Source organism: Nitrosospira briensis (assembly GCF_900115125.1).
Taxonomy (GTDB): domain Bacteria; phylum Pseudomonadota; class Gammaproteobacteria; order Burkholderiales; family Nitrosomonadaceae; genus Nitrosospira; species Nitrosospira briensis_A.
This window is the reverse complement of the sequence record NZ_FOVJ01000009.1, coordinates 1-23218: the sequence shown is the minus strand read 5'-3', so window position 1 is coordinate 23218 and position 23218 is coordinate 1. Positions and strand designations below refer to the sequence as shown.

18 protein-coding genes are annotated in these 23218 nt (G+C 55.3%); 12 read left to right on the top strand and 6 right to left on the bottom strand.

Annotated features, from left to right (window positions below):
- Positions 1-29: 29 nt before the first annotated feature.
- Positions 30-728, bottom strand: a complete 699-nt coding sequence (locus BMZ14_RS13370; protein ID WP_074798442.1) for a pirin family protein — start codon at positions 726-728, stop codon at positions 30-32.
- Positions 729-828: 100 nt separating this feature from the next.
- Positions 829-2478 (bottom strand): MFS transporter, encoded by a 1650-nt coding sequence (locus BMZ14_RS13365; RefSeq protein WP_074798440.1) that lies wholly within the window; start codon positions 2476-2478, stop codon positions 829-831.
- A 322-nt stretch (positions 2479-2800) separates the two neighbouring features.
- Here BMZ14_RS13365 and radA point away from each other — a divergent pair, with 322 nt between their 5' ends.
- A complete protein-coding gene (radA, locus tag BMZ14_RS13360) occupies positions 2801-4150 on the top strand; it encodes a DNA repair protein RadA (RefSeq protein ID WP_074798438.1) in 1350 nt (449 codons plus the stop codon).
- Position 4151: 1 nt separating this feature from the next.
- On the opposite strand, the gene BMZ14_RS15665 is transcribed toward radA, so the two are convergent.
- Positions 4152-4349, bottom strand: a complete 198-nt coding sequence (locus BMZ14_RS15665; RefSeq protein ID WP_218145042.1) for an antitoxin MazE family protein — start codon at positions 4347-4349, stop codon at positions 4152-4154.
- A gap of 95 nt (positions 4350-4444) precedes the next feature.
- Here BMZ14_RS15665 and BMZ14_RS13350 point away from each other — a divergent pair, with 95 nt between their 5' ends.
- Both BMZ14_RS13350 and BMZ14_RS13345 read left to right on the top strand, forming a co-directional pair.
- Complete coding sequence (locus BMZ14_RS13350; RefSeq protein WP_074798514.1) at positions 4445-5221, top strand: ceramidase domain-containing protein; 777 nt, start codon at positions 4445-4447, stop codon at positions 5219-5221.
- A gap of 72 nt (positions 5222-5293) precedes the next feature.
- Positions 5294-5680, top strand: a complete 387-nt coding sequence (locus BMZ14_RS13345; RefSeq protein WP_074798436.1) for a group II truncated hemoglobin — start codon at positions 5294-5296, stop codon at positions 5678-5680.
- 230 nt (positions 5681-5910) lie between these two features.
- Here BMZ14_RS13345 and BMZ14_RS13340 read toward each other — a convergent pair whose 3' ends face one another.
- Entirely contained in the window at positions 5911-7329 is a 1419-nt protein-coding gene (locus tag BMZ14_RS13340) for a DEAD/DEAH box helicase (RefSeq protein ID WP_074798512.1), read from the bottom strand.
- A 496-nt stretch (positions 7330-7825) separates the two neighbouring features.
- Positions 7826-9661: an ATP-dependent zinc metalloprotease FtsH gene (gene ftsH / locus BMZ14_RS13335; RefSeq protein WP_074798434.1), complete on the bottom strand. Its 1836-nt coding sequence runs from the start codon at positions 9659-9661 to the stop codon at positions 7826-7828.
- 219 nt (positions 9662-9880) lie between these two features.
- On the opposite strand from ftsH, the gene BMZ14_RS13330 reads away from it, so the two are divergent.
- From BMZ14_RS13330 to BMZ14_RS13315, 4 genes are read left to right on the top strand one after another with little or no spacing between them, the layout of a single operon-like run.
- Positions 9881-10492 (top strand): paraquat-inducible protein A, encoded by a 612-nt coding sequence (locus BMZ14_RS13330; RefSeq protein ID WP_074798432.1) that lies wholly within the window; start codon positions 9881-9883, stop codon positions 10490-10492.
- A 9-nt stretch (positions 10493-10501) separates the two neighbouring features.
- Positions 10502-11200 (top strand): paraquat-inducible protein A, encoded by a 699-nt coding sequence (locus BMZ14_RS13325; protein ID WP_074798429.1) that lies wholly within the window; start codon positions 10502-10504, stop codon positions 11198-11200.
- Positions 11197-12870, top strand: coding sequence for a PqiB family protein (locus BMZ14_RS13320; RefSeq protein ID WP_074798428.1), 1674 nt, complete (start codon positions 11197-11199; stop codon positions 12868-12870). The genes BMZ14_RS13325 and BMZ14_RS13320 overlap by 4 nt, the downstream gene beginning before the upstream one ends.
- Positions 12867-13511, top strand: a complete 645-nt coding sequence (locus tag BMZ14_RS13315; RefSeq protein WP_074798426.1) for a PqiC family protein — start codon at positions 12867-12869, stop codon at positions 13509-13511. The genes BMZ14_RS13320 and BMZ14_RS13315 overlap by 4 nt, the downstream gene beginning before the upstream one ends.
- A 157-nt stretch (positions 13512-13668) precedes the next feature.
- Here the strand turns inward: BMZ14_RS13315 and BMZ14_RS13310 are convergent, their stop codons facing one another.
- Positions 13669-14112: a hypothetical protein gene (locus BMZ14_RS13310; protein ID WP_083396799.1), complete on the bottom strand. Its 444-nt coding sequence runs from the start codon at positions 14110-14112 to the stop codon at positions 13669-13671.
- A 385-nt stretch (positions 14113-14497) separates the two neighbouring features.
- Between BMZ14_RS13310 and BMZ14_RS13305 the strand changes: the two genes are divergently transcribed.
- The 5 genes from BMZ14_RS13305 to BMZ14_RS13285 all read left to right on the top strand — a co-directional run.
- Positions 14498-16288 carry an autotransporter assembly complex protein TamA gene (locus tag BMZ14_RS13305; RefSeq protein ID WP_074798424.1) on the top strand — a complete coding sequence of 597 codons (1791 nt, stop codon included), beginning with the start codon at positions 14498-14500 and terminating at the stop codon, positions 16286-16288.
- 6 nt (positions 16289-16294) lie between these two features.
- The gene (locus BMZ14_RS13300; protein WP_074798422.1) at positions 16295-20242 is read left to right on the top strand and encodes a translocation/assembly module TamB domain-containing protein; all 3948 of its coding nucleotides are present in this window, start codon (positions 16295-16297) and stop codon (positions 20240-20242) included.
- 446 nt (positions 20243-20688) lie between these two features.
- Complete coding sequence (locus BMZ14_RS13295; protein WP_074798419.1) at positions 20689-21309, top strand: TetR/AcrR family transcriptional regulator; 621 nt, start codon at positions 20689-20691, stop codon at positions 21307-21309.
- Positions 21310-21425: 116 nt separating this feature from the next.
- Positions 21426-22487 carry a metal-dependent hydrolase gene (locus tag BMZ14_RS13290; RefSeq protein WP_074798417.1) on the top strand — a complete coding sequence of 354 codons (1062 nt, stop codon included), beginning with the start codon at positions 21426-21428 and terminating at the stop codon, positions 22485-22487.
- A gap of 279 nt (positions 22488-22766) precedes the next feature.
- The coding region (locus tag BMZ14_RS13285; protein ID WP_442756350.1) for a cytochrome c oxidase subunit II transmembrane domain-containing protein at positions 22767-23218 on the top strand (452 nt) is incomplete at its 3' end.

Here is a 23218-nt window from a genome sequence, read left to right as displayed (position 1 = left end):
CCGAGGCCGCCGGATCTGATACTGCAGTTTTACCACAGCTCCAAAACAAGCACCTCTGCTTTCTGGCCTTGATCAAGAATCAGGTGGTTTTCGCCGGTAATTTTTGCGCCATCTCCTGCCTGCAAAACGTTGCCGTTAAGAGATACTTTTCCGCGCGCGACGTGAACATAAATATAACGATCGTTCTCAACATCATGCTCTACGCGGTTGCCGCCATCCACCAAACCGGCAAACATTTTCGCGTCAGCGTGAATTCTTACAGAACCATCCGCTCCATCGGGCGAGGCGATCAGCCGCAGTTTGCCGCGCTTTTCCTCATCATCGAAGTACTTTTCCTCATAGCCGGGCAAAATGCCGATTTCATTGGGTAGAAACCATATTTGCAAAAAATGGACCTGCTCATCCGATGAAGCGTTGAATTCGCTATGCTGAACACCCGTACCCGCGCTCATGCGCTGCACACTGCCTGGACGAATAACGGAACCGTTACCCATATTGTCCTTGTGCGCCAATGCTCCCTCCAGCACATAACTGACGATCTCCATATCGCGGTGACCATGGGTGCCAAAACCGCCTCCAGGCTCGACAGTATCATCGTTAATGACGCGCAACGCACGAAACCGGGTATGTCCAGGGTCGTAGTAATCAGCAAAAGAAAAGCTGTGCCAGGAATTCAGCCAGCCGTGATCGGCATGGCCGCGTTCCTGGGCTCGACGTATTTCCATCATCGGTGTTCTCCTTGTATGAATAACAAAAAAGAGGCAAGAGCAGAGATTGCAGACTCGTCGGGAACCTGGAAGCAAGAAGCGAGAGTATAGTCGTGCCGTTTCATGAGCCGGTTGTCATTGAACTGACCATGGTCGCGGCCGGCGCGCCACCGACATAATGAGATACTTTGGGTGCCGAGCTGCCTGTATGAAAACCGAGGACATTTTCCTGGACGCGCTGGTCTTCGCGAGTGACACGAGTGTGCTGACGCAAATGATCGAGCCAGGAATCATGCTGGAAGAATTCAATATAACGTCCGGGCACGGCAATATCCTCAAAGACGCCCCAGGCAAATGCTCCATCTCGCCGCCGGATTGCGCCGAGCGGCTGGATTGCCTCCAGGAAAGCTTCACGCTGGCCTGGCGCAACTTCGTATTCGATAGTGACCAGTACGGGGCCCCGGTCCCCCTGCAGCCCCTCCGCTGCAGGGGGGTGAGGTGCCCAATGATTCGAGGGCGCCAGATCGGGCGCTTCCTGCGTACCGAGGCTGAATTTACGGACAAGCACTGCTGTTACTACAGCACCGGCAGCTGACAGCAACAATGCGAACGGTATGCCTGTCTGCCCGGCAATCCAGCCCCACAGCAGGCTACCAATCGTCATGCCTGTGGAGAAGACCATGATATAAAGGGACAATGCGCGTCCCCGCACCCAGGCCGGAACAGAAATTTGCGCAGCCACTTGCAGCGACCAGAGGACACTGACCCACGCTGCGCCGCAAGCAGCCATGACGCCATACAAGATCATTTCGCTGCGGATGGTAGCCAGTGCCACGGTCGTCAACGCGTAAACTATGCTCGCGACGAGTACCAGGCTATCGCGGGAAATATAAGCCTGTAGCCGCGGGAGAACAAGAATACCGGTAACCGCCCCGATGCCGACGAAAGCCAGGAGAAGTCCGTACGTTCCAGGTCCTCCCGCCAGTTCAACCCGTGCAATCAGCGGAAGCAGCGCCCATGCTGAGGTCGCGAAGACAATGAAGGCTGTTGCGCGAATCAGCACGGCACGGAAAGGGGATGCCATGTGCGCGTAGCGCAGGCCGGCACGCAAGGCCTGGAAGAACCGCTCCGGCGGCAGCGATCGCTCAGCCGGTTCATGCTTCCAGTACCACAGCATCAATATCATGCCGATAAACGATATTGCGTTAATGCTATAGGCCGCCCATGCGCCTAGCTGCACCAGCAACAGGCCGCCTATGGCAGGGCCTACGGAGCGCGAGAGATTCATTGACAGCGAACTAAGGGCAACCGCCTGCGGCAGCAACGCTCTCGGTACGAGTTCGGGTGCAGTGACGTTCAGTGCCGGAGTCGCCATCGATGCGCCAACGGCCAGCGCAAAGGTCAGGATCAGCAGATTCCATGCATCGATCTGGCCGGTGCCGGCAAGAACAGCCAGCATCGCGGCACAAACCGCCATCCATATTTGCGTTGCCATCAAGTAGCGGCGGCGATCGACAATGTCGGTAAGCGCGCCGGCAACCAATGCGAACAGTACCATCGGCAACGAAGTCGCCGCCTGCACCAGCGATACCATGACCGGCGAAGGGGACAGGTCGGTCATCACCCAGCCGGACGTCACCACATTGATCCAGGTGCCGATATTGGAACCGAACGAGGCAAACCAGAAAGCACGGAAAATTGGAACCTTGAGAGGCGAGTAAGCGCCGGGAATCGAGGGGTTCCATGCAGTATCGCCCGCAGGCTTGCTCATTAAAGATTCTGACCGTTTAAAGATGAGGCTTTTAGCTGCTGACAGGGATGGTTTTTAACGCTTTCACTTTTTCCTGCGTTGTGGTTCATTTATAAACAATCCACTCCAAATAGCAAGCTCTTATTCAAAACAAGTTTTCCAGGTAGAAGAGCGTCGACGCTTGTAGTATCGTGAACACTGAAATGAAAAAACGGCTCCGCTTGGGACAGCTTGAAGCATCTCACATCAACTCGTTTCCGGACTCATCCTCAGAAACCGAAAAAGGATTGATGAAGCTCTGGATGGGCAACTGTGCGGACTACGACAGGTTATTTTCTTGAGAATGGCAAAAACCAAATCCACTTATTCCTGCACCGAATGCGGCGGCCAGACCTTGAAATGGCAGGGGCAGTGTCCGCATTGCCAGGCCTGGAACACGCTGGTCGAAATCATTGCGGACAAAGTGGTTTCACGCTTCACCTCCGTAGCCGAAACTGGTCAGATACAGAATCTGAGCGAGGTGGAGGCGGGGGAGGAAGAGCGTTATTCCACGGGCGTGGCCGAATTTGACCGGGTATTGGGCGGCGGCCTGGTGCATGGCGGAGTGGTATTGCTGGGCGGAGATCCGGGAATCGGCAAATCAACACTGCTGCTGCAAGCGCTGTGCCACATGTCCCTTGTGCGCGAGGTGCTGTATGTGAGCGGTGAAGAATCGGCGCGGCAGGTGGCGCTGCGGGCAAAACGCCTGGCGCTGGACGCAAAGGCGGTGCATTTGCTGGCGGAAATCCAGCTGGAAAAGATTCAGGCAGCGCTCACCGAGCGTAAACCTGATATAGCGGTAATCGACTCCATCCAGACCATTTATTCCGAAGCATTGCAATCGGCGCCAGGTTCGGTGGCGCAGGTGCGCGAGTGCGCAGCCCAACTGACGCGGCTCGCCAAGGCCAGCGGTACGTGCATTATCCTGGTGGGCCACGTTACCAAGGAGGGAGCACTGGCCGGACCGCGCGTGCTTGAGCACATGGTAGATACGGTACTTTACTTCGAAGGGGACACCCATTCCAGCTTTCGCCTGATACGGGCCTTCAAAAATCGCTTTGGCGCGGTGAACGAGTTGGGCGTATTTGCCATGACTGAAAAAGGCCTGAGAGAAGTGAGCAATCCTTCGGCGCTATTTCTTTCTCACCACGGAGGTCAGGTGCCGGGTTCCTGCATAATGGTGACACAGGAAGGCACCCGCCCACTATTGGTTGAAATTCAGGCCTTGGTAGATGAAGCCCATGCGCCAAACCCACGCCGGCTAAGCGTGGGACTGGAACAGAACAGGCTTGCGATGTTGCTGGCGGTATTGCATCGCCATGCCGGGATTGCCTGTTTTGATCAGGATGTGTTCGTCAATGCGGTCGGTGGCGTGAAAATAACAGAGCCAGGCGCGGATCTCGCGGTATTGCTCGCTATTGTTTCCTCCCTCAAGAACAAGCCGCTGCCGGAAAAGATGGTGGTGTTTGGCGAAGTGGGGCTGGCTGGAGAAGTACGTCCCGTCCAGCGCGGTCTCGAAAGGCTGAAAGAAGCGGCCAAGCTGGGTTTTGTTCAGGCCATCGTTCCCAAGGCTAACAAGCCGAAGCAGGTAATTGCCGGCATCGAGATTATTGCGGTGGAGCGGGTGGATGATGCGGTTGCAAAAATGCGATGAACTACCGCGATTGCGACTGGATCGCCTCCGCTTCACTCCCGTCGTCTATGTCAGCAATGGTAAATAGCCATGCTGATGTTTGCGGCTCTTCCGAGTCGCTTGCGTAACAGGCGGTACTGAGGGCGCATTCTTCCGCGAAGCCGGGGCGGCGAGTGTCCGGGACCCAAATCTGTACGGAACGCAGACCAAAGGCGTGCAACCCGATAATTTTGCACGCGCTTTGAAATACTTGTTCTCATATCACCTCCTATAATCATGTTATATGCAAGTTCAATTGATTTTACGGGGTTAAATATGAGTGACAGGCACCGCTTATGGATGCTGAGCATTCTCTCGGTAGGCATGCTGCTGCTTGCAGCCCTTGTTCCGCCTATTCCCCAGCCTGTGGAATATCATCAGTTTGCGGATCAGCGCTCCTATTTCGATATTCCCAATTTTTTCAATGTTGTCTCCAATGGCGCTTTTCTGCTTGTGGGCATGGCGGGGCTGGGGTTTTTACTTCACTCCCGCGGTGCGCATGCAGCCAACGCTTTCGTCGAGCCGTCGGAACGCTGGCCTTACCTGGTTCTCTTCCTCAATGTTACGATGGTGTGCATTGGCTCGGCTTATTATCACCTCGCGCCAGACAATGAGCGATTAATGTGGGATAGGCTGCCAATAGCGATCGGCATAATGGCTCTGCTTGCCGCAACGCTCAGCGAACGTGTCAGCCCAAAGGTAGGACTGAGGTTACTGCCTGTTCTGATTGCGATCGGCTTGGGAAGCGTGATGCATTGGCATTGGAGCGAACAGCGCGGCGACGGCAATCTGAATTTTTATATCGTCGCGCAGTTCTACTCGATTCTGCTGATTATTCTGCTGGCGATTTATTTTCGGTCGCGATATGCCCGCGGAGCCGATATTTATATCGCGCTTGCAATTTATGCCGTTGCCAAATTGGCGGAAATCGCGGATCGGGCAATTTATGACTTCGGACAGGTGATAAGCGGCCATACGGTAAAGCATTTGCTAGCCGCTGGAGCTATCTACTGGGTCCTGCGCATGTTGAGAAAACGCACACCATTACTGTAAATAAGGCCATGTTTCTCCCGCATGACCTGATATGGCTTAGTATAGGGGCATGGAAGAAATAAGGAGAGTCAAATGCATGTCGCGACATCATTCGAGCGGATAGGTGGCGAAACAGTCATACGCCGGTTGGTGGACCATTTTTACGATCTAATGGATGAGGATCCGGATTACTACGGCGTCCGCAAGCTTCACCCACAGGATTTAACCCATTCCCGGGAAAAACTGTTCATGTTTCTTTGCGGTTGGACCGGCGGTCCGTCCTTATATACAGAAAAATATGGGGAGCCGCGCCTGCGCACCCGTCATATGCCTTTTCCTATTGGCGTTTCCGAGCGCGATCAGTGGTTGTCCTGTATGAGCCGGGCCATGGCGGATATCGGCCTGGATGATGAATTACGCAAAAAACTTGACATGGCGTTTGATCAGACTGCAGATTTCATGCGTAATCAGCCGGAATAGAGTAATCCCGGATTCCGCGGTCTTTTCTTCTCACACGTACCTGGATGTTTGGAAAGGCGCGAATTAAAGCTATAAGCGACTATCGCGTCCATTTTGATCGGTTACACTGCACTACATCTATCCTGCGCCTTGCTATGCTCCACCCACCCGCGTTGCCACCCTGAATAAAAACAAGCGGCCACATTGCCCTCTCAGGGGCAATGTGGCCGCTTGCAGAATGGACTGACTACTTACTTCGTTCTGATATAAGGACTGCTAGCGCCGCTGTTCCCGAACGAACTGCTCCGGGTATTACCGCCGCTATTGCCCCTTGCGTTGCCTCGTGTATTACTGCCCCATGTATCGCCGCGGCTCGCGCCAACCGAACGGCCGCCACTATCGCCCCAGTTTCCGTTGGAGCTGTTAGCGCTATTGGCATGGCGCGGGCCATCGTTTGACCATGTACGGGTACGTTTATGTGCGACGCTGGGTGCGCTTCTGGACGGGCCACTGGTACCGGGCCGCGGCTTGAATCGCGGCTCCAGACCGGGCACTTCATGCGAAGCGATCCGCTGACCGGTGAAGCGCTCAATTTTTTTCAGGTTGATCCCATCCTTGCCGGAAGCGAATGAAACCGCAATTCCTGATGCGCCGGCGCGGCCGGTACGGCCAATGCGGTGCACGTAGTCTTCGGCAAATTTCGGCAGGTCGAAGTTGATGACATGGGTTATGCCGGCCACGTCAATTCCCCGGGCGGCGACGTCAGTCGCCACCAGAACGCGCAGCCCGCCACCGCGAAGTTTGGTCAGCGTACGTGTACGGTCGCGCTGATTCATGTCCCCGTGCAAGGCGGCGGCCTCATGTCCCTGGGCGGAAAGGTTATCCGCCAGCGTATCGGCGTCGCGCTTGGTGGCGGTAAAGACAATGGCCTGTTTCAACGCCAGGTCGCGAAGCAGATGGTCCAGCAGCCGGTTCTTGTGCGAAATGTCGTCAACATAATGCAGCCGTTGTTCGATGTTATCCAGTTTTGCCTGTTGGGCTGCGATCTGAATGCGCCTTGGCGATTTCAGCAGCCGCGCCGCAACATTGTCGATTGCGCTATCCAGGGTGGCTGAGAACAGCAAGGTCTGGCGGGTTGCTGGCGTCGCCGATGCGATACGCTCCACGTCATCGATGAAACCCATGTCGAGCATGCGGTCGGCTTCATCCAGCACCATCATCTCCAGGCGCGAAAAATCGATGCGCCCGCGCTGGATGTGATCAATCAAACGGCCAGGTGTTGCTACAAGAATGTCGACTGGTTGCGAAAGCAATTTGTTTTGCAGCGGATAAGGCATTCCGCCCAGTATGCTCACCACTTTGACGCGGGGCAGATGCTTGCCGTACTTGGCCGCGGCTTCGGATACCTGGAGAGCAAGTTCCCGGGTCGGGGTCAATACCAGTACGCGAGGGCCGCGACTCTGCACCTTGGCAGGTGTGGCAAGGCCGTGCAGCGCCGGCAACATGAAGGCCGCAGTTTTACCTGTGCCGGTCTGTGCCGAAGCCATGACATCGTGCCCGTCGAGTAATTCGGGAATGGCTTGTTCCTGAATCGGCGTGGGTGACGTATAGCCGGAGTCGACAATGGCTTTAAGGATGAGAGGATGAAGATTGAGTTTTTCAAAAGACACGTGTTTTTTCCTATTAAATGAAAAAAATGGTGCATCCCGAATTCCCGATTCCGCGGTTGACAGCATCGCTCAAAAGATTTTGCCGATTGCATCAGAAAGATAATGCGACCGTCTAACGCTTCTTCGCGAGATACGCATTGGGTCCAAATCCTCCAATGTTGTACCTGCCTGTCTGTCTGGAATTTCTGAACTTTAGATGCGACCTACGCGCGCAAGCAGGATATGAATCCCCTGAAACGAATGGGCAAGGTACCGCTGGCGCACACATAAAACATCGCCGCTAACCACGGTACCGCACAATTTCCGTTGGAGACTTGAAAATCGAAGAGAGGTCAGGAACGATGAGCCGAAAAAAAGCCCTACTAAATATAAGGGATTTTAATCGAAGCGCGGAGTATACAGGAACCGCCGTCCGTATAGGAAGATTTTTTACAAAAATAAAAACACAGGCGCAGGCCGAACCGGCGGACTCTGCGACTTTACGCTCTTTTCGACGTCATGCCATCGCCGGAAGCTCTGAACCGGTGATTACCTCACGCTTCAGCGCTTCTATATCGGGCTCGTTCAAGGTCTCCGCCTCAAGCAATTTCGTCGCCGTCCTGTCCAGCAATGCACGGTTGACTTTCAGGATGCCAACTGCGCGCTCCAGAGCATGATCCACGAGCGTACGCACCGCGCCATCTATTTCGTTTGCGGTTTCCTCGCTATAGTCCCGGCTCTGGGGCATCGGTACGCCAGGCTGGAGAAAGGCGGAACGCTCCCGATCATAGGCAACGTTGCCCAGCGCGTCGCTCATCCCGTAGCGCAGCACCATGGCGCGCGCGAGATCGGTGGCCTTGGCGAGATCGTCCGTCGCGCCCGTCGATATCTCGTTGAACACCACACGCTCTGCCGCGCGTCCACCCATCAGTACCGCCATTTTATTTTCCAGTTCCGCCCGCGTCATCAAAAACCGGTCCTCCGTCGGGCGTTGAATCGTGTACCCCAAAGCCCCGATCCCCCTCGGAATGATTGAAATCTTGTGCACTTCATCAGCGCCCGGCAATGCCAGTGCTACCATTGCATGTCCTAATTCATGAAACGCGACAACGCGGCGCTCTTCCGGATTAAGCAGGCGGTTGCGTTTCTCAAGACCGGCAACTACGCGCTCAATTGCGTTATTGAAGTCATCCATTGTTACTGACTTCCCGCCACGCCGGGTCGCAAGCAGTGCCGCTTCGTTAACGAGATTTGCGAGATCCGCGCCGGTGAAGCCCGGAGTCAATGCCGCAATCTGCTCCGGCTTTACATCGGTATTCAGCCTGACTTTTTTCAGATGCACTGCGAGAATCTGCTCGCGGCCCAACTTGTCCGGCCTGTCCACCAGCACTTGCCGATCGAATCTTCCGGCTCTCAGCAAGGCCGGGTCGAGGATTTCTGGCCGGTTGGTAGCGGCGAGCAGCACTACGCCGCTCTTTGGATCAAAGCCGTCTAGCTCAGCCAATAACTGATTAAGCGTTTGCTCCTTCTCGTCGTGGCCGCCCAGTCCATACGCGCCGCGAGCCCGCCCAAGGGAATCCAGTTCATCGATAAAAATGATGGCCGGGGCCATCTGCCGCGCCTGCTCGAACAGATCGCGCACCCTGGCCGCGCCTACGCCGACAAACATCTCGACGAATTCGGAACCCGAGATCGAGAAAAATGGCACATTTGCCTCGCCCGCCACAGCCCGCGCCAACAAAGTCTTACCGGTGCCCGGCGGACCCACCAGCAGAATTCCCTTGGGTACGCGCCCGCCAAGACGGCTATATCCTGCGGAGTCCTTCAAAAAGTTGATGATTTCCATCAGCTCTTCTTTTGCCTCGTCGACCCCTGCCACGTCCGCGAAGGTGACCTTGGTTTCCGTCTCCACGAATACCTTTGCCCGGCTTTTGCCTATCGACATCAGGCCTCCGCTGACGCCGCCCGGATTCATGCGCCGGATAATAAACAACCAGATGCCAAAAAAAATGGCCATTGGCAGCAGCCACGACAGCAGGTCGCGAATCCAGGTGCTCTGAATTACTCCCGTGTAGGTAACGTTGTGCGCATCCAGCTTTTCGGCCAACTCGGGTTCCACACGGGTGGTAACGAAATTCTTCACCCCATCCGAGCCGTCTCCCTTGAGCGTGCCGTAAATATGGTTTTCGGTTATTGCGATTTCCGCGATCTTGCCCTCGTCCAACCACGTATGGAAGCGGCTGTAGGGGATTGGCTCGACTTTTGTATATTGCGAGTACAAATTCTGTATCAGCAAAATACCAAATACCGCAATAATGACGTACCAGAAGTTGATTTGAGTTTTCTTGTCCATTGCATATCCTTGCTGAGTTTCCCTTTAAAGACAGTTGGGCAAGCTGTTTGTTTCAGCGTAGCACATCCCAATCAAGCGGCAAGCACGCGCGCGGCGCGGCGATACAAAAGAAGCGAGGATTTATTCGTCCATTTCCCTGCGGCGAGTCATGATTTAAACGATACTATATAGGGGAATTCCGGCATGCTGATATCTTGAAAATCACCCCGAGGACCCTGAATGCAGGAAGTACCAGACTTGCTCGCGTGTGAGGAGTGCGATGCGGTTCACCGCCGGCCGACCCTGGGCCGCAACGAAGTTGCCTTCTGTAGCTGTTGCGGTGCGGAACTGGAGCGCGATATGAGTGCTTACCGCACGAGCGTTTTACCGCTGGCTGTTGCCAGCCTGTTCATGTACGTCATTGCCAACGTTTTTCCCATTGTTGAAATGGAACTCCAGGGCATCGCCAGTCGAACTACGCTCATAGGCTCTGTTTTTTTCCTGAACTCGGAGGGGATGCCTTTCGTCGCGTCGCTCGTCCTGGCCACAACGGTTCTGTTTCCATTGTTACAACTTCTGGCTCTGATTTATTTACTTGTCGCGGTTACCCGGTCCGGATATCACCCTGCCTTCAACTTGCTGACGCGCTTGCTTCAAACCGTCCGGCCATGGGGTATGGTGGAAGTGTTTCTGCTAGGTGTCATTGTTGCGCTTGTTAAATTGACAAACATGGCAACCGTGGTACCGGGAGTCGCACTATGGGCTTTTGGTGCGCTTACCATTCTTCTTGCGGCAGTATCTTCATTCAATCCCCGCTATATCTGGCGGATCGCTTTATTGAAGCAAGCGTAGAGAAAAACGATGTCAACAACCGATACTGCGAATACCGCCGATTCACTGCGATCAGCCTCGCAAACCGCACAGGCCGGGCCATCCTCAAAGACCGCGGCAGACCTGGGCATGGTAGCGTGTCATCACTGCGCCACTCTATGGAAGGAGGTGCAAGCCCATGATCGTTGCGGATGTTGTGACGCAAGACTGCATGCCCGCAAGCCCGATAGCGCCAACCGTGCCTGGGCTCTCGTGATTGCTGCCTGCATAATGTATATTCCGGCAAATACATTGCCTATCATGACTACGGCCTCCCTGCTCGGAGAGCAGCAAGACACCATCATGAGCGGTATCATTTATTTCTGGGTTTCGGGTTCCTGGGCATTGGCAGCCATCGTTTTTATTGCCAGCTTTCTGGTGCCTCTATTCAAACTGGCAGCCCTGATTCTGCTTTTGATAACGGCGCAACGGCGCAGTAAATGGCGTCTCCTCCAGCGCGCAAAGCTATATCGTCTTGTTGAAGTGACCGGACGCTGGTCGATGCTCGACGTTTTCGTCGTGACATTATTGACGGGACTGGTACAGATCAAAGGTTTTGCCACGGTATACGCGGGGCCGGGAATAGCAGCTTTCGCCGCGGTGGTCGTGCTGACCATGCTTGCGTCGCTCAGTTTTGATCCCCGCATGATCTGGGATGCGGCCAAAACGAAAGCAGGGAAACGTGCATGACGGAGACAACGGGGAACACCGGGAATAAGGGTGAGTCCCTGGAGGCAATACCCGAACCCGTAAAGGTCAAGCAGAGAGACTGGATCCCCTCGCTAATCTGGCTGATTCCCATAATTGCGGCACTGATAGGTATTTCCCTTGCGGTCAACACCTGGATTCAGCGAGGACCCGAGATCACCATTACATTCAGCTCCGCGGAAGGGCTGGAACCGGGCAAGACAAAGGTCAAGTATAAAGAAGTCGACATCGGCACAGTGCAATCCATTACGCTTAGCGAAGATCACGCCTACGTACTGGTTACGGTGCTATTGAAGAAAGAGGCAAAAAGTTTTACCGCCGCTGATAGCCGCTTTTGGGTTGTGCGTCCGCGTGTGGTGGGTTCAGGCGTATCGGGACTGAGCACGCTGTTATTCGGCTCTTATGTTGGAGCCGAGGCGGGGGTTCAAAAAGAGAAAGCAGACCGGTTTACCGGGCTGGAGGTGCCCCCGATCATTACACGCGACGCCTCTGGCAGGCAGTATGTTTTACATGCCAGGGATATCGGTTCCCTGGATATTGGTTCGCCCGTGTATTACCGCCGCATAAAGGTGGGGCAGGTGACCGCATATGATCTGGATGATGATGGCAAAGGCATTACCGTACGCATATTTGTGAATGCGCCGTACGAAAAATTTGTCGGCATTAATACCCGCTTCTGGCATGCAAGCGGTTTTGACATGCAAATGAATGCCAGTGGATTTACGCTGAATACGCAATCGCTGGCTACGGTTATACTTGGCGGGCTCTCGTTTCAGGCGCCGGAAGAAATTTCCGGTCCTCCTGCTAAGGAGAACACAGCCTTTGTTCTCGCGGAAAGCCAGACCGAAGCGTTAAAGGAGCAAGACACGGAGGCGCAGATCGTTTTGCTTGATTTCAAGCAGTCGGTGCGCGGACTGGCGCCCGGGGCAGAAGTCAGTTTCCGCGGACTCGTGTTGGGACAGGTTAAATCGGTAGGGATTGAGTATGATTCAGGACAGCAGGAATTCAGTATGCCGGTATTGGTCGAAATTTATCCTGGACGTCTGGGCCGTAAATTTATCGAATACCAAAGGCAGTCAAAATTCACGCCGCAACAGCGTTTGCAATTCATGATTGATCGAGGTTTGTCCGCTCAGTTACGCACCGGCAATCTTATCACCGGGCAGGTTTATGTCGCCCTCGACTTTTTTCCTAAACTTGTCCCGGCGAGAAAAACAGGCTCTGGAAACATGGCAGGAAGGGAGGGTACGGGCTCATTACTGCAATTGCCCACTGTTCCCAGTAGCACCGACGAAATCCAGACACAGGTGTCAGAGATAGCACTCAAGTTAAGCAAGGTGCCCTTCGATCAAATTGCCATCGAGTTACAGCAATCGTTAAAATCATTCAAGGGAACACTTGATAGTGCCGGACAGTTGACGGAGAAGTTGAACAACGATGTGGCGCCGGAAATCACCTTGGCGATGAAGGATGTGCGTAAAACCTTGACTGCCGCGGAGCGAACCTTGGCGGAAGACGCGCCGCTACAGCAGGATTTGCGCCAGACCTTACAGGAGTTGACGCGCGCGGCTGCTTCATTGAGAATTTTAACCGATTATTTGGAACGTCATCCTGAAGCGGTGCTTCGGGGTAAACGGAAGGATAACCCATGACATCGCTGTCCCGCGCCGTTCTGGGGATGACTTTGGCATTATTGCTGAATGGCTGTGCATCTGTCCAGGAACCGCGGTTTTATACGCTGTCAGTGCCATCGACGCCCCAGCGGATGAAGGAGGCATTGCCGGATGCATCGACGCCGTTTTATATTGAAGTGTTGCCGGTAACTGTCCCGGAACGGCTCGCCCGGCCACAACTGGTCGTGCGCTCCGGGGGCGAGGAATCGCAGCTTTTTATCCTTGAGGAAAGCCGCTGGTCATCGCATTTCAACGATGAACTGCGTGATGCGTTTGCTACCGGCATCGCGAATCAGACCGGGGCGATAAGAGAGACGCGCGGAGCCAGCGGAATCCACGCGCCCGATTACCGCGGCTATCGCGTTGCGATTGAGCTCGGTCAATTCGACGCGGTGGTGGGCGAGAGGGTACAGGCAAGGTTTAGCTGGGTGATTACCCGTTCGGCCGACGGCCGTAGCGCTGCTTGTTATGCAGCGATCTCCGAATCGGTGAATGGCGGCATCGATGGGGTGGTACAAGGCGTTCGGCGTGTTGTCTCAAGGGTGGTAGAGGATATTTCGAAGAATCTGATCGAACTGGATACAAGTCACGCCGCAACCTGCAAATTGTACCGAGATTAACTCGGAGGTAATAAACCGGGATCAAACAGGGTAAGCTCGTGGGCGGGCGAGCGAGCGGTTCATCACGGCTGAATCGCCGGAACCGTCAGACAGGACTTCCCAAAGCGGCAAGAACCTCTGAGTGCCGCCAGCGCCCAGACCGAAATCCGGGCATCCCTTACAAGTCAACTTCCAGAAGTGCGCAGCCGTACTGCAATTCTTCCTCCAGTCTTGGAGAATAAAGATAATTTATGCCGGTCAGGGCTGCAGGTGAAGATGCGCTTTGACTGAATGGCGGTATGTACCTGGCTTCATGCAATAACACCATCTGATGTTGTTCCTGATAATAGGTATAAATCTTGACGGATTCAACAAGCTTCTCATTTCCAAGCACGATGGCCTTGAACCGAAACTTCCCGTTGATATTTTTTGCTTCAACAGTGTACGGATCAGTGCGCGGCAGGAAATCCACGGTATAGGCTTCGCCACCTTGGCTGATTTCACATCGAAGCAAGGGCGAAGCCGCGGACGCCGTTGATTGCAAGCACATTGCCAGAACGATTGCCATACCTGCCAGCAGCTTTCTGAGGTGGCAGTTTACGGGAGTTTCATTCAAGTCCATTTAGTCAAGCTCATCCAGAAAAGTAAGTGATACTTCAGTTATAACGAGAATGCAATGAAGCAAATGGACTATAGCGCGTTCCTGGAAAAGGTGATCTCAGACTGCGCGGGTAAGCTGCAAATCTGACCTGCGGCAAGTTGCGGTGGCGGCCGTCGCTAGGTATCATCCGGTAGTCTGCGCATTCGGTCCTGTTGCTATCGCTGCGGTAGCCACTTTCACTGACTTCAATATCCCGTTGCAGGCTATTGCCTGCTAGCAGTTGTGAATCCCGATATTTCTTCCGCTTAGCAGCCAAATGACGGTGGTGCGGGTATCTATCTAACCGCAGCCGGCAAAATTCAGCGGGATCGCGGGGTGGTTTCCCCCGGTAAACCCTCATTTTTCTATGTCTGTCGCAGAATATTTCACTCATTCTTATTCAGGACGGATACGGATATCAATTCTCATCCTGTTGCTCGTCCTTTCCGGGCTGGGAAATAGCGCGGCTGAGGCACAGCAATTCCTGGCAAAAAAAAATCCGCCACATGTCATTATTTCTGCTCCGGAACCATTGCAGGATTTGCTGGCCCGTCATTTCAAGTTACCGGCAGTACCAATTGCGGATGAAACTGCCCGTGCTACTTTCATTCGCCGGGCGCAGCGGGAAATACGCGAACTCCTCGCTACAGAGGGCTATTTCAAGCCTGCGATAACCTTGAACCTCGCGCCATCCAGTAAAATCCCCGTGTTGGAGATCACTCCCGGCCCCCGCACTTTTGTCAGTGAGGTCAGCATCGAATTCAGGGGAGATCTGGCAAGTGACGAGCCCGGGCGGCACGCACGCGTCGAAAAGCTGCGCGCTGCCTGGTCTCTGGGTGTCGGGCAGCCATTTCGCTCGCCGATCTGGGAAGAGGCCAAGGCGATATTGTTATCCAGCGTGGCAGAGGAGAATTACGCCGCCGCAGAGATAGAGGAAAGCAAGGCAGAGGTAGATTCCGCTTCTTCACGCGCGCGCTTATTGGTCGTCTTGAACTCGGGGCCCGCGTTCCGATTCGGAGATATGGTGATAAAGGGACTTGATCGCTATGACCAGTCGCTGATTACCGGCTTGGCGCCGTTCAAAGCCGGCGATCCTTACCGTCGGGACCAGTTACTCTCGTTCCAGACGAAATTACAGAATTTACCCCAATTCAGTTCAGCCGCCGTCAATATCGAGCCGGACGCGGCAACCCACCTGGCAGCGCCAGTGGAGGTAGTGCTATCCGAGGCTCAGGCGCAGCGTGTATCAGTTGGGGCAGGCTACAGCTCCAATACCGGCGCGCGGGGTGAACTCAATTATACGAATAATAACTTTCTGGACAGAGCGTTGCGGCTGAACGGCGGGGTACGCATAGAGCAAAAGCGCCAGACGGTCTCCACTACGGTCGACAGCATCCCGGATCAGACGGGCCAATGGTTCTCGGTGGGGGGAGGGGTTGAGAGAACTTTTATCCAGGAGCTGGAAACCCTGCGTGAGAAAGCAGGTGTCAGCCGTAATCAGCTTTCCGGCAAAATGGAAACGCGGCTTGCACTGAACTGGCAGCGTGAAGACCGGCAACCAACAGGCGGGTTGCAGCAGGTCAATCAAACTTTCGTATTGGACGGGCAATTGCGTTATCGCTCCGTGGACGATCCATTATTTCCACGCGACGGCAGCGTAACGGAAGTGCGCATCGGTGGCGGAAGCAAGCAACTGCTATCTGATCAGGATTTTCTGCGCACTTATGTAAGGCATCAGTTCTGGTATCCGGTAGGTGACCGTCATGTGCTGTTTTTACGTGGCGAGGCGGGGTATACGTTTGCACCCTCGCGTTTTGGCATCCCACAGGAATATCTGTTCCGGGCGGGAGGCATCCAGTCCGTGCGGGGCTTTGCTTTCCAGCGCCTGGGCGTACGGGAGGGCGCGGCCATAGTCGGGGGCCGGGTGATGGCCACCGGCACCGTTGAGTACAATCACTGGTTTACGCGCGAGTGGGGCGGCGCCATTTTTACCGACTTTGGCGATGCCGCCGACACTGTCAGCGGCATGAACCTCAACGTTGGATATGGCGGCGGGATTCGCTGGCGCAGTCCGGTCGGGCCGCTCGCCCTGGATCTTGCCCGGGCACACAATGACGGCAAGTTACGCGTGCATTTTTCCATTGCCGTGGCGTTTTGACAGCACATGAAACCTGAAAACGTACATCAAGCCAAAAATTCCGGCTGGAATATCAGGTGGCGGCGGCCCGTATTGCTGTTTGGGGCGCTCATCGTCGTCATCGGGGGGATTGGCGCCTGGCTGACAGCAAGCACATCCGGACTCAGATGGCTTGGATCGGCAGCATCACACTTGAGCGCGGGCAACATAGTGCTGGAAGGACTGGACGGCAAGTTGTCCCAATCGATCAAGGCGGACGTCGTACATTTTACGAAAGATGATCTGCGCATCGTTGCACGAGGAGTGCAATTGACCTGGCAACTGGATGCGCTGTTGTCCAGGCAGCTAAAAATAGTCGACCTGACAGCAGAGGATTTGGAGATTGTTTCACCTCCTTCGCCAGAACCCGCTTCGCTGCCGGATAACCTGGAATTGCCATTGTCCTTGCTCGTGCAAAAGGTCGATATCGGCGCACTGCGTGTATTGCACGAGAGGGGCGGCGCACCGGTATTCGGCGCCACGGAAGTCCATGCCCGATTGGGAAGCGACGGCCGGACGCACCGGTTGTCCGAACTGCGCGCCAACCTCGAGTTCGGCAAACTGATCGCGTCTGGCCAGCTGGAGGGCGTCACGCCTTTCCCTCTGCTTGCGCAGGCCAAGCTGGCGGGGGTTGCCATACCGGTGGTGTCGGACATGTCCGAGGCATTGGAAGCGCAGATTTCCGCCGTTATTACCGGCAATCTGAAGCAGCTCGATGTCAAACTGGACGGAAACGGCGCCGGATTGTCAGGGAAAGGCGAGGCGGAGTTGCATCCCTATGCTCCTTTCATCGTCGCCGGGCTTAGGCTGTCGGCGAACGGTCTCGACCCGCATGTTTTTTCATCTGCGGCGCCGAAAGCCAGCCTTGCGCTGCAAACGGATTTACGTGAAAACGCAGACGGGCAGCTCGAAGGGAGTCTGATCGTCAAAAACAGCAGGCCAGGAGCTCTGGATCAGGGTGGACTGCCTTTGCTTGAGATGCGAGCGCATCCAATACTCTCGGCTCAATTGCTCCAGCTTGACGATTTGACGGTAGTCGCGCCCGGCGATGGCTCGATCTCCGGAAATTTGGCCTGGCAGCATGAACAGGGGACGATGTCTGCGGATCTGCTCATCAACCGGCTCAACCCAGCCACGCTGGATACACGCTTACGCCCGGCGAGCCTCAACGGGAAGGTGAAGCTTAGCGGCGACGCGAAAAACCAGCAGGGCATCCTGTCGCTTCGGGATAAAGACAGGGCGCTACATCTAGATGCCCATATTGCGAGAATGAATGACAGCCTGGTGCTGGAAAATATGCAGCTCAAACATGGCCGGGCCATACTCGCAGGCAAAGGCAAACTCGGACTGAGCGCGCCAAGGTCATTTGTTTTTGACGGCAGGCTTCAGCATTTCGATGTTTCCGCCCTCGCTCAGCTGCCTCGAACCGACCTCAACGCCACGCTCAAACTTGCGGGCGAGTTGGAGCCTGGAGCAGCGAGAGGCGCAGCAGGCACCGCGCACTTCACGATGACAAACAGCCGCGTGGCAGGGCAGTCTGTTTCCGGCAGCGGCCGAATCGAGTTCGAGGCCGTGGCCCGAGCCAAGGGAGAAGTCGAGTTGCGCCTTGGTAACAACAGATTGAGTGTAAGCGGCGGCTTCGGCCGCAAAGGCGATCAACTGCGGCTAGCGCTTGCTGCACCGGCCCTGGAGCAGATCGGACACGGCTACAGCGGTTCGCTTACGGTCGAGGCATTGCTGGCGAGTCAGTTCGCGAATTTCAAGGAAAGCAGCTTCGTGTGGCCGGATATGAGCTTTAACGCTGAAGGGGAAAATCTGGCTTTTCCCGGTGACCATCATCTTGGAGGTTTCGCAGCGCACGGTCTCCTGCAGGGTGAGGCTATCAAGTTGAAACTAACGGTCACAGACTACGGAATGCAGACAAGAAAGCGGGTGGAAAACATGAAGCTGGAAGTGGAAGGGTACAGGTCCCGGCATGATATACGCGTCGACGCGCGCCTGGACGACAGGCAGAACCTTGTCTTGGGAGTCATGGGAGGGCTGAGCAGGCCGGTTGGGCGATGGCAAGATGCGCAGTGGCTTGGAGAGTTGTCAGAATTGTCGGCAACCGGTGGACTTTCCTTACATCTGGAAGAAGCTGCACCCTTGAAGATCAGTTCGGAACAGGTATCGCTTGGTATGACAAAGCTTGCGGTGGCGGGCGGAAAGGCACAGATCAGCGAAACCGAATGGAATTCCCGGAAATGGAGTAGCAAAGGGAATTTCTCCGGCGTGAGATTGCGCCCTGGCAGCGATGCAGTCAAAAGAGAAGAAATGCCTGAAGCGGTAAATGAACCGCTTCGTCTGGGCGGCGGATGGGATATAACAGCCGGCGACCAATTGAGGGGCGCCCTTAGTATCAGGCGTGAAAGCGGAGACTGGGTATTGCCGGCGGATCCGCCGCTTCCGTTGGGCTTGCAGACTTTTCAGTTTGTTGCCCGTGCCGTGGATGGCCGCTTCACGGGAGAATTGAAGGCACGAGGAAAGCGTCTCGGTGAGGCTAATGCGCATATCACCATGCCGGTAACCAAATCAGCAGAGTCCGCCATGAAGTGGACCGTGCTGCCAGATACGGCTCTGACAGGCCATATATTAGTCGACATGGACGATATTTCCTGGGCTGGACCGGCCCTTGATACGCTTGAAAACAACATCAGAACCGGAGGTGAACTTCATTTGCGGGCCGATATAATTGGGACTTACGGCGCTCCGAGGCTGAAAGGACAGATACGAGGCGATGATCTGGCGGTAGCCTTGCTGGACCAGGGTGTGCGGCTTGAAAAGGGAAAGCTGGCGGCACGCTTCGATCAGGAATCGCTGCACATGGACGTCCTGGACTTTACCGCACCCCACCTGCCTAAGCCTGATGATCCGCTGGTGAAAAACGTAAAGCTTGCAAAAGGTCCGGGCAGGTTGCAGGCATCCGGGGTCATGGACTTGACGGGCGAGCGCGGCAGTTTGGAAATCACCGCTAATCTTGTACCACTCGCGCAGCGCCCCGATCGCTGGATTATTGCCTCGGGAAACGGCGGCGCCAGCCTGGAAAACAACACGCTCACTTTAAAGGGAGGTCTTGCCGCAGATGCAGGGTTACTTGCTCAGCCGGCCGCCGGGCACCCGCAGTTGCCGGACGATGTCATTGTTACGGACCGGACCGCGCCGGATCAGCAGCGGCCCGCACGCCGAGGATTGCGGATCGACACGGTGGCCAGCCTTGACCTGGGAGAAAGATTTTATATACGCGCCTCCGGCCTTGAGGGCAGGCTGGCCGGGCAGTTGCATCTCCGCGGCGAGCCTGGGCAGAAACTCCGCGCCACCGGGACGATCACCGCTCGTGAGACCAACTTCGAAGCGTATGGCCAACGCTTGACGGTGGAACGCGGTATCGTGAATTTCCAGGGTCCGATCGACGACCCCGGATTGAATGTGTTGGCCCTGCGCAAGGGATTGCCTGTGGTGGCTGGCGTTGAGGTCACCGGTAGCGTGCGCCACCCCAGAGTACGGCTGGTATCGACGCCAGCCGTGCCTGATCTGGCGAAGCTGTCGTGGATTGCGCTCGGCCGCGCCCCTGGAGGCAAAGCCGATGCATCATTATTGCTCGCTGCGGCGGGATCCATTCTAGGTGGACAGTCCGGAGGCGTCACGGACAAAATCAGCCAGGCGCTCGGCGTGGACGAGCTATCCATCCGGCAGGCGGGTAGCGATGCCTTGATGGGGCAGATCGGCGTTATCGGGAAACGTCTTTCCAAGCGAGCCTATCTCAGCTACGAGCAAGGAATGACGGCTGTGGTCGGCGTAACGAAACTTACCTATACCCTGACTCCGCACATCACCCTCGTAACCAGGGCCGGTTTTGACAATGCGATAGACTTGCTTTACACCTTGCGTTTTGACTGAGCGGTCTGACCATTAGGGAGGTGCCCAATTCGGCTGTTGCCGTCCTTCACTGTTGTTTTCGTGGCGGCGGCTGCTGCCTCGGTGGCAGCAATTACCCCCCGGGATCCACTGCTGAAATGATCAGTCAGGTGCGCCAGCAGACCTCCCTTCTGCCTTAGCCTCTGCTTTCCTGGCTTCTGTCTCTGCTTCTTTGGCCTCAGCCTCTTTCTTGGCAGGCTATAGCACGAAATGCAGAAAAGCTATTTGAATTGCCTGCAATCTGTAAACCCGTAAAACCGGTTTACAGATTGCGTTCGATACTTCTGCGACGGGCAAGGCCCTCGACGTCAATGGGGAGATAATGCTCCGTATGTGCTTGACACCTTGCGCGGGTTTGCGCTACTTTCGATTCGACTGGGCCGGGTTTTCCCTTCTTTTCTCCCAAATCAATAACTCATCGGTGGAATATGGCAACAGCTGATCAAATCGTCAACGCCGCGGTTGAACTAGGCGAACAGAAATCATGGGAGGCAGTGCGCCTGCATGACGTCGCGACTGCGCTTGGAATTACCCTGGATGATGTGCGTGCGCATTTCCGTGAAAAAGAGGATATCGTTGATGCCTGGTTCGAAAGGGCGGATAGCGCCATGCTCCGAGTGGCGCAAGCTCCCAATTTTTGCTATCTGACGCCGCGTCAGCGTTTGCACCGGTTGATCATGGCGTGGCTTGGATCCCTTTATCCTTACCGCAGGACAACGAGACAGATGATCTACGGCAAGCTGGAGCCCGGACACATCCATATCCAGGTTCCCGGCCTGATGCATATCAGCCGTACTGTCCAATGGATGCGTGAAGCCGCCGGACGGGACGCGACCTATTTCAGGCGTGCGCTGGAAGAAACCGGACTTACCACGATTTATCTGACCGCGTTTATCCACTGGATGAACGATAACTCTGCCGGTGCGATCAGGACCAGCCGATTCCTGGACGGATGCCTGGCCATGGCGGAAAATCTGGATCGCGCCATATTCACGGCTCGTCACGCGGGGGAAGGCGAGGGTAGCGAAAAAGCACCACAGGGCACTTGAGCCCCGAAGTTCCGGGGCCTGCTCAACCACGCGCAAATCCACCTGAAGCTGATTACGCGGCAGTCCGCTCTCCGCAGCCCCTCAACCTCGCAAACTATCTCATCATTGCTTGAAGCATGGATACTTTGACCCATGCTTTAAGCGGCGCGTTGCTGGCGCGGGCAACTGCCCCGGTAAAGCCTGTTCCCGGCGCATTGAGCCCAGGCGCGCGCATGACCGTCGGATTCGTTGCCGCCGCGTTTCCCGACAGTGATTTCGTGTTGCGCCTGTTTGATACGCTCACATATGTAACCCTGCACCGGGGCGTTACCCATTCAATCCTGCTTTTACCTGGCTGGGCATTGTTGCTGGCCTGGCTGCTTTCCTTTCTCTCGCGGCAACGCTATTCATGGCGGGCAATTTACGGTACAGCCGCCCTGGGCATTGCCATTCATATTGCGGGCGACGTCATCACCTCTTACGGCACGATGGTGCTGGCGCCATTTTCCAGGCAAGCCTTCGCTGTTCCTTTTACATTTATTATCGATCCGTATTTCACTGCGATTATTGCAATAGGCCTGGTTGCGGGCAGATCCAGACCTGATAGCCGGTATCCCGCCGTCTTGTCCTTGGCGGTTCTCGGATGTTACGTGGGGTTTCAGGGTGTATTGCATTCGGATGCAATAAAGATAGGCGAGGCCTACAGGGAAAACAAGGGGTTGATAAACGCGCAAGTCCATGCTTTTCCTCAGCCGCTGTCGCCTTTCAACTGGAAGATCATTGTCAGCTATAAAGACGAGTACGAAGTCGCGCTGGTAAATCTTCGCCGTAAGCTAAACTACGCGCCAGCCGGACCGGCAAGCGGAATCCGGGGTATGTGGGGACGAATTGACGCGGGGTATCAATCCCCGGCCGCGGCAGCATGGGCGCGGTATAAACAGTTTGGCGACAACTCCTCTCGTGCCATGCTTGCCCGGCAGGCATGGAATCAGGAAGTCTTTGCCCGTTTTCGCGGGTTTGCAAGCTTTCCCGTTCTCGATCAAATCGAGTTTGCGGGAAACGCCGTTTGTGTATCGTTTTTCGACTTGCGTTTTACCCTTCCTTCACTCCCGCCCTCCCTGGTATTCGGCGTTTGCCGTGATAGCCCTCGTGGTCCCTGGCGTCTCAAGCAAGACCCGGGGCTGTTCGGGAGAGACTGATGGTTGCATAAAACCCGCCGCGTGGTACGAGTTCTTCCCGCCCACCCATTCCCTCCACGGTAGCAAGCCACTGCACATCTGCCCGGCAGATCAACTGCCGATCTTTCGGAAACTGCACGGAAGTTGACATTTATCAAGGTTTCACAGCCCGGTACGTCATACGATTTCATACCGGATAAGAAAATCCGATTATCTCGAATGACCAGTGTCGTGGAACGGATGTTCGGATATCAAGTGGGGGAAAATATGAGCAGTAAAGCAGCAGCAAGCATAATGGGGATGGTGACGATCGCGTTGTATTCCGGGCTGGGAATGGCGGCGGCGGACCCTCACCAGTTGAATTTGCCGGAGCCGCAGACGATCATAGCCAGGCAGATATATGATCAGCACACGATGATATTGTGGATTTGCCTGGTGATCTTCGTTGGTGTGTTCGGTGTCATGTTTTATTCCGTGCTGAAGCACCGCAAGTCTCTGAACTACAAAGCTGCGAACTTCCATCACAGCACCACGGTCGAGATCATCTGGACCATCATTCCGTTCTTCATCCTGGTTGGCATGGCTTATCCCGCCACCAAGACCGTCATCGCGATGAAGGACACCTCGAGCCCGGACATCACCATCAAGACCACGGGTTACCAGTGGAAATGGGGCTATGACTACCTGACGGGCGAAGGAGAAGGGATCAGCTTTTTGAGCACTCTTTCCACTCCCCGTGACCAGATAGAGAA

Coding starts and splice junctions, on each gene's coding strand:
- BMZ14_RS13315 (WP_074798426.1), top strand. CDS start 12,867: ATGACATCGCTGTCCCGCGCCGTTCTGGGGATGACTTTGGCATTATTG.
- BMZ14_RS13330 (WP_074798432.1), top strand. CDS start 9,881: ATGCAGGAAGTACCAGACTTGCTCGCGTGTGAGGAGTGCGATGCGGTT.
- BMZ14_RS13350 (WP_074798514.1), top strand. CDS start 4,445: ATGAGTGACAGGCACCGCTTATGGATGCTGAGCATTCTCTCGGTAGGC.
- ftsH (WP_074798434.1), bottom strand. CDS start 9,661: ATGGACAAGAAAACTCAAATCAACTTCTGGTACGTCATTATTGCGGTA.
- BMZ14_RS13300 (WP_074798422.1), top strand. CDS start 16,295: ATGAAACCTGAAAACGTACATCAAGCCAAAAATTCCGGCTGGAATATC.
- BMZ14_RS13310 (WP_083396799.1), bottom strand. CDS start 14,112: ATGGACTTGAATGAAACTCCCGTAAACTGCCACCTCAGAAAGCTGCTG.
- radA (WP_074798438.1), top strand. CDS start 2,801: ATGGCAAAAACCAAATCCACTTATTCCTGCACCGAATGCGGCGGCCAG.
- BMZ14_RS13370 (WP_074798442.1), bottom strand. CDS start 728: ATGATGGAAATACGTCGAGCCCAGGAACGCGGCCATGCCGATCACGGC.
- BMZ14_RS13305 (WP_074798424.1), top strand. CDS start 14,498: ATGTCTGTCGCAGAATATTTCACTCATTCTTATTCAGGACGGATACGG.
- BMZ14_RS13345 (WP_074798436.1), top strand. CDS start 5,294: ATGCATGTCGCGACATCATTCGAGCGGATAGGTGGCGAAACAGTCATA.
- BMZ14_RS13365 (WP_074798440.1), bottom strand. CDS start 2,478: ATGAGCAAGCCTGCGGGCGATACTGCATGGAACCCCTCGATTCCCGGC.
- BMZ14_RS13320 (WP_074798428.1), top strand. CDS start 11,197: ATGACGGAGACAACGGGGAACACCGGGAATAAGGGTGAGTCCCTGGAG.
- BMZ14_RS13325 (WP_074798429.1), top strand. CDS start 10,502: ATGTCAACAACCGATACTGCGAATACCGCCGATTCACTGCGATCAGCC.
- BMZ14_RS13290 (WP_074798417.1), top strand. CDS start 21,426: ATGGATACTTTGACCCATGCTTTAAGCGGCGCGTTGCTGGCGCGGGCA.
- BMZ14_RS13295 (WP_074798419.1), top strand. CDS start 20,689: ATGGCAACAGCTGATCAAATCGTCAACGCCGCGGTTGAACTAGGCGAA.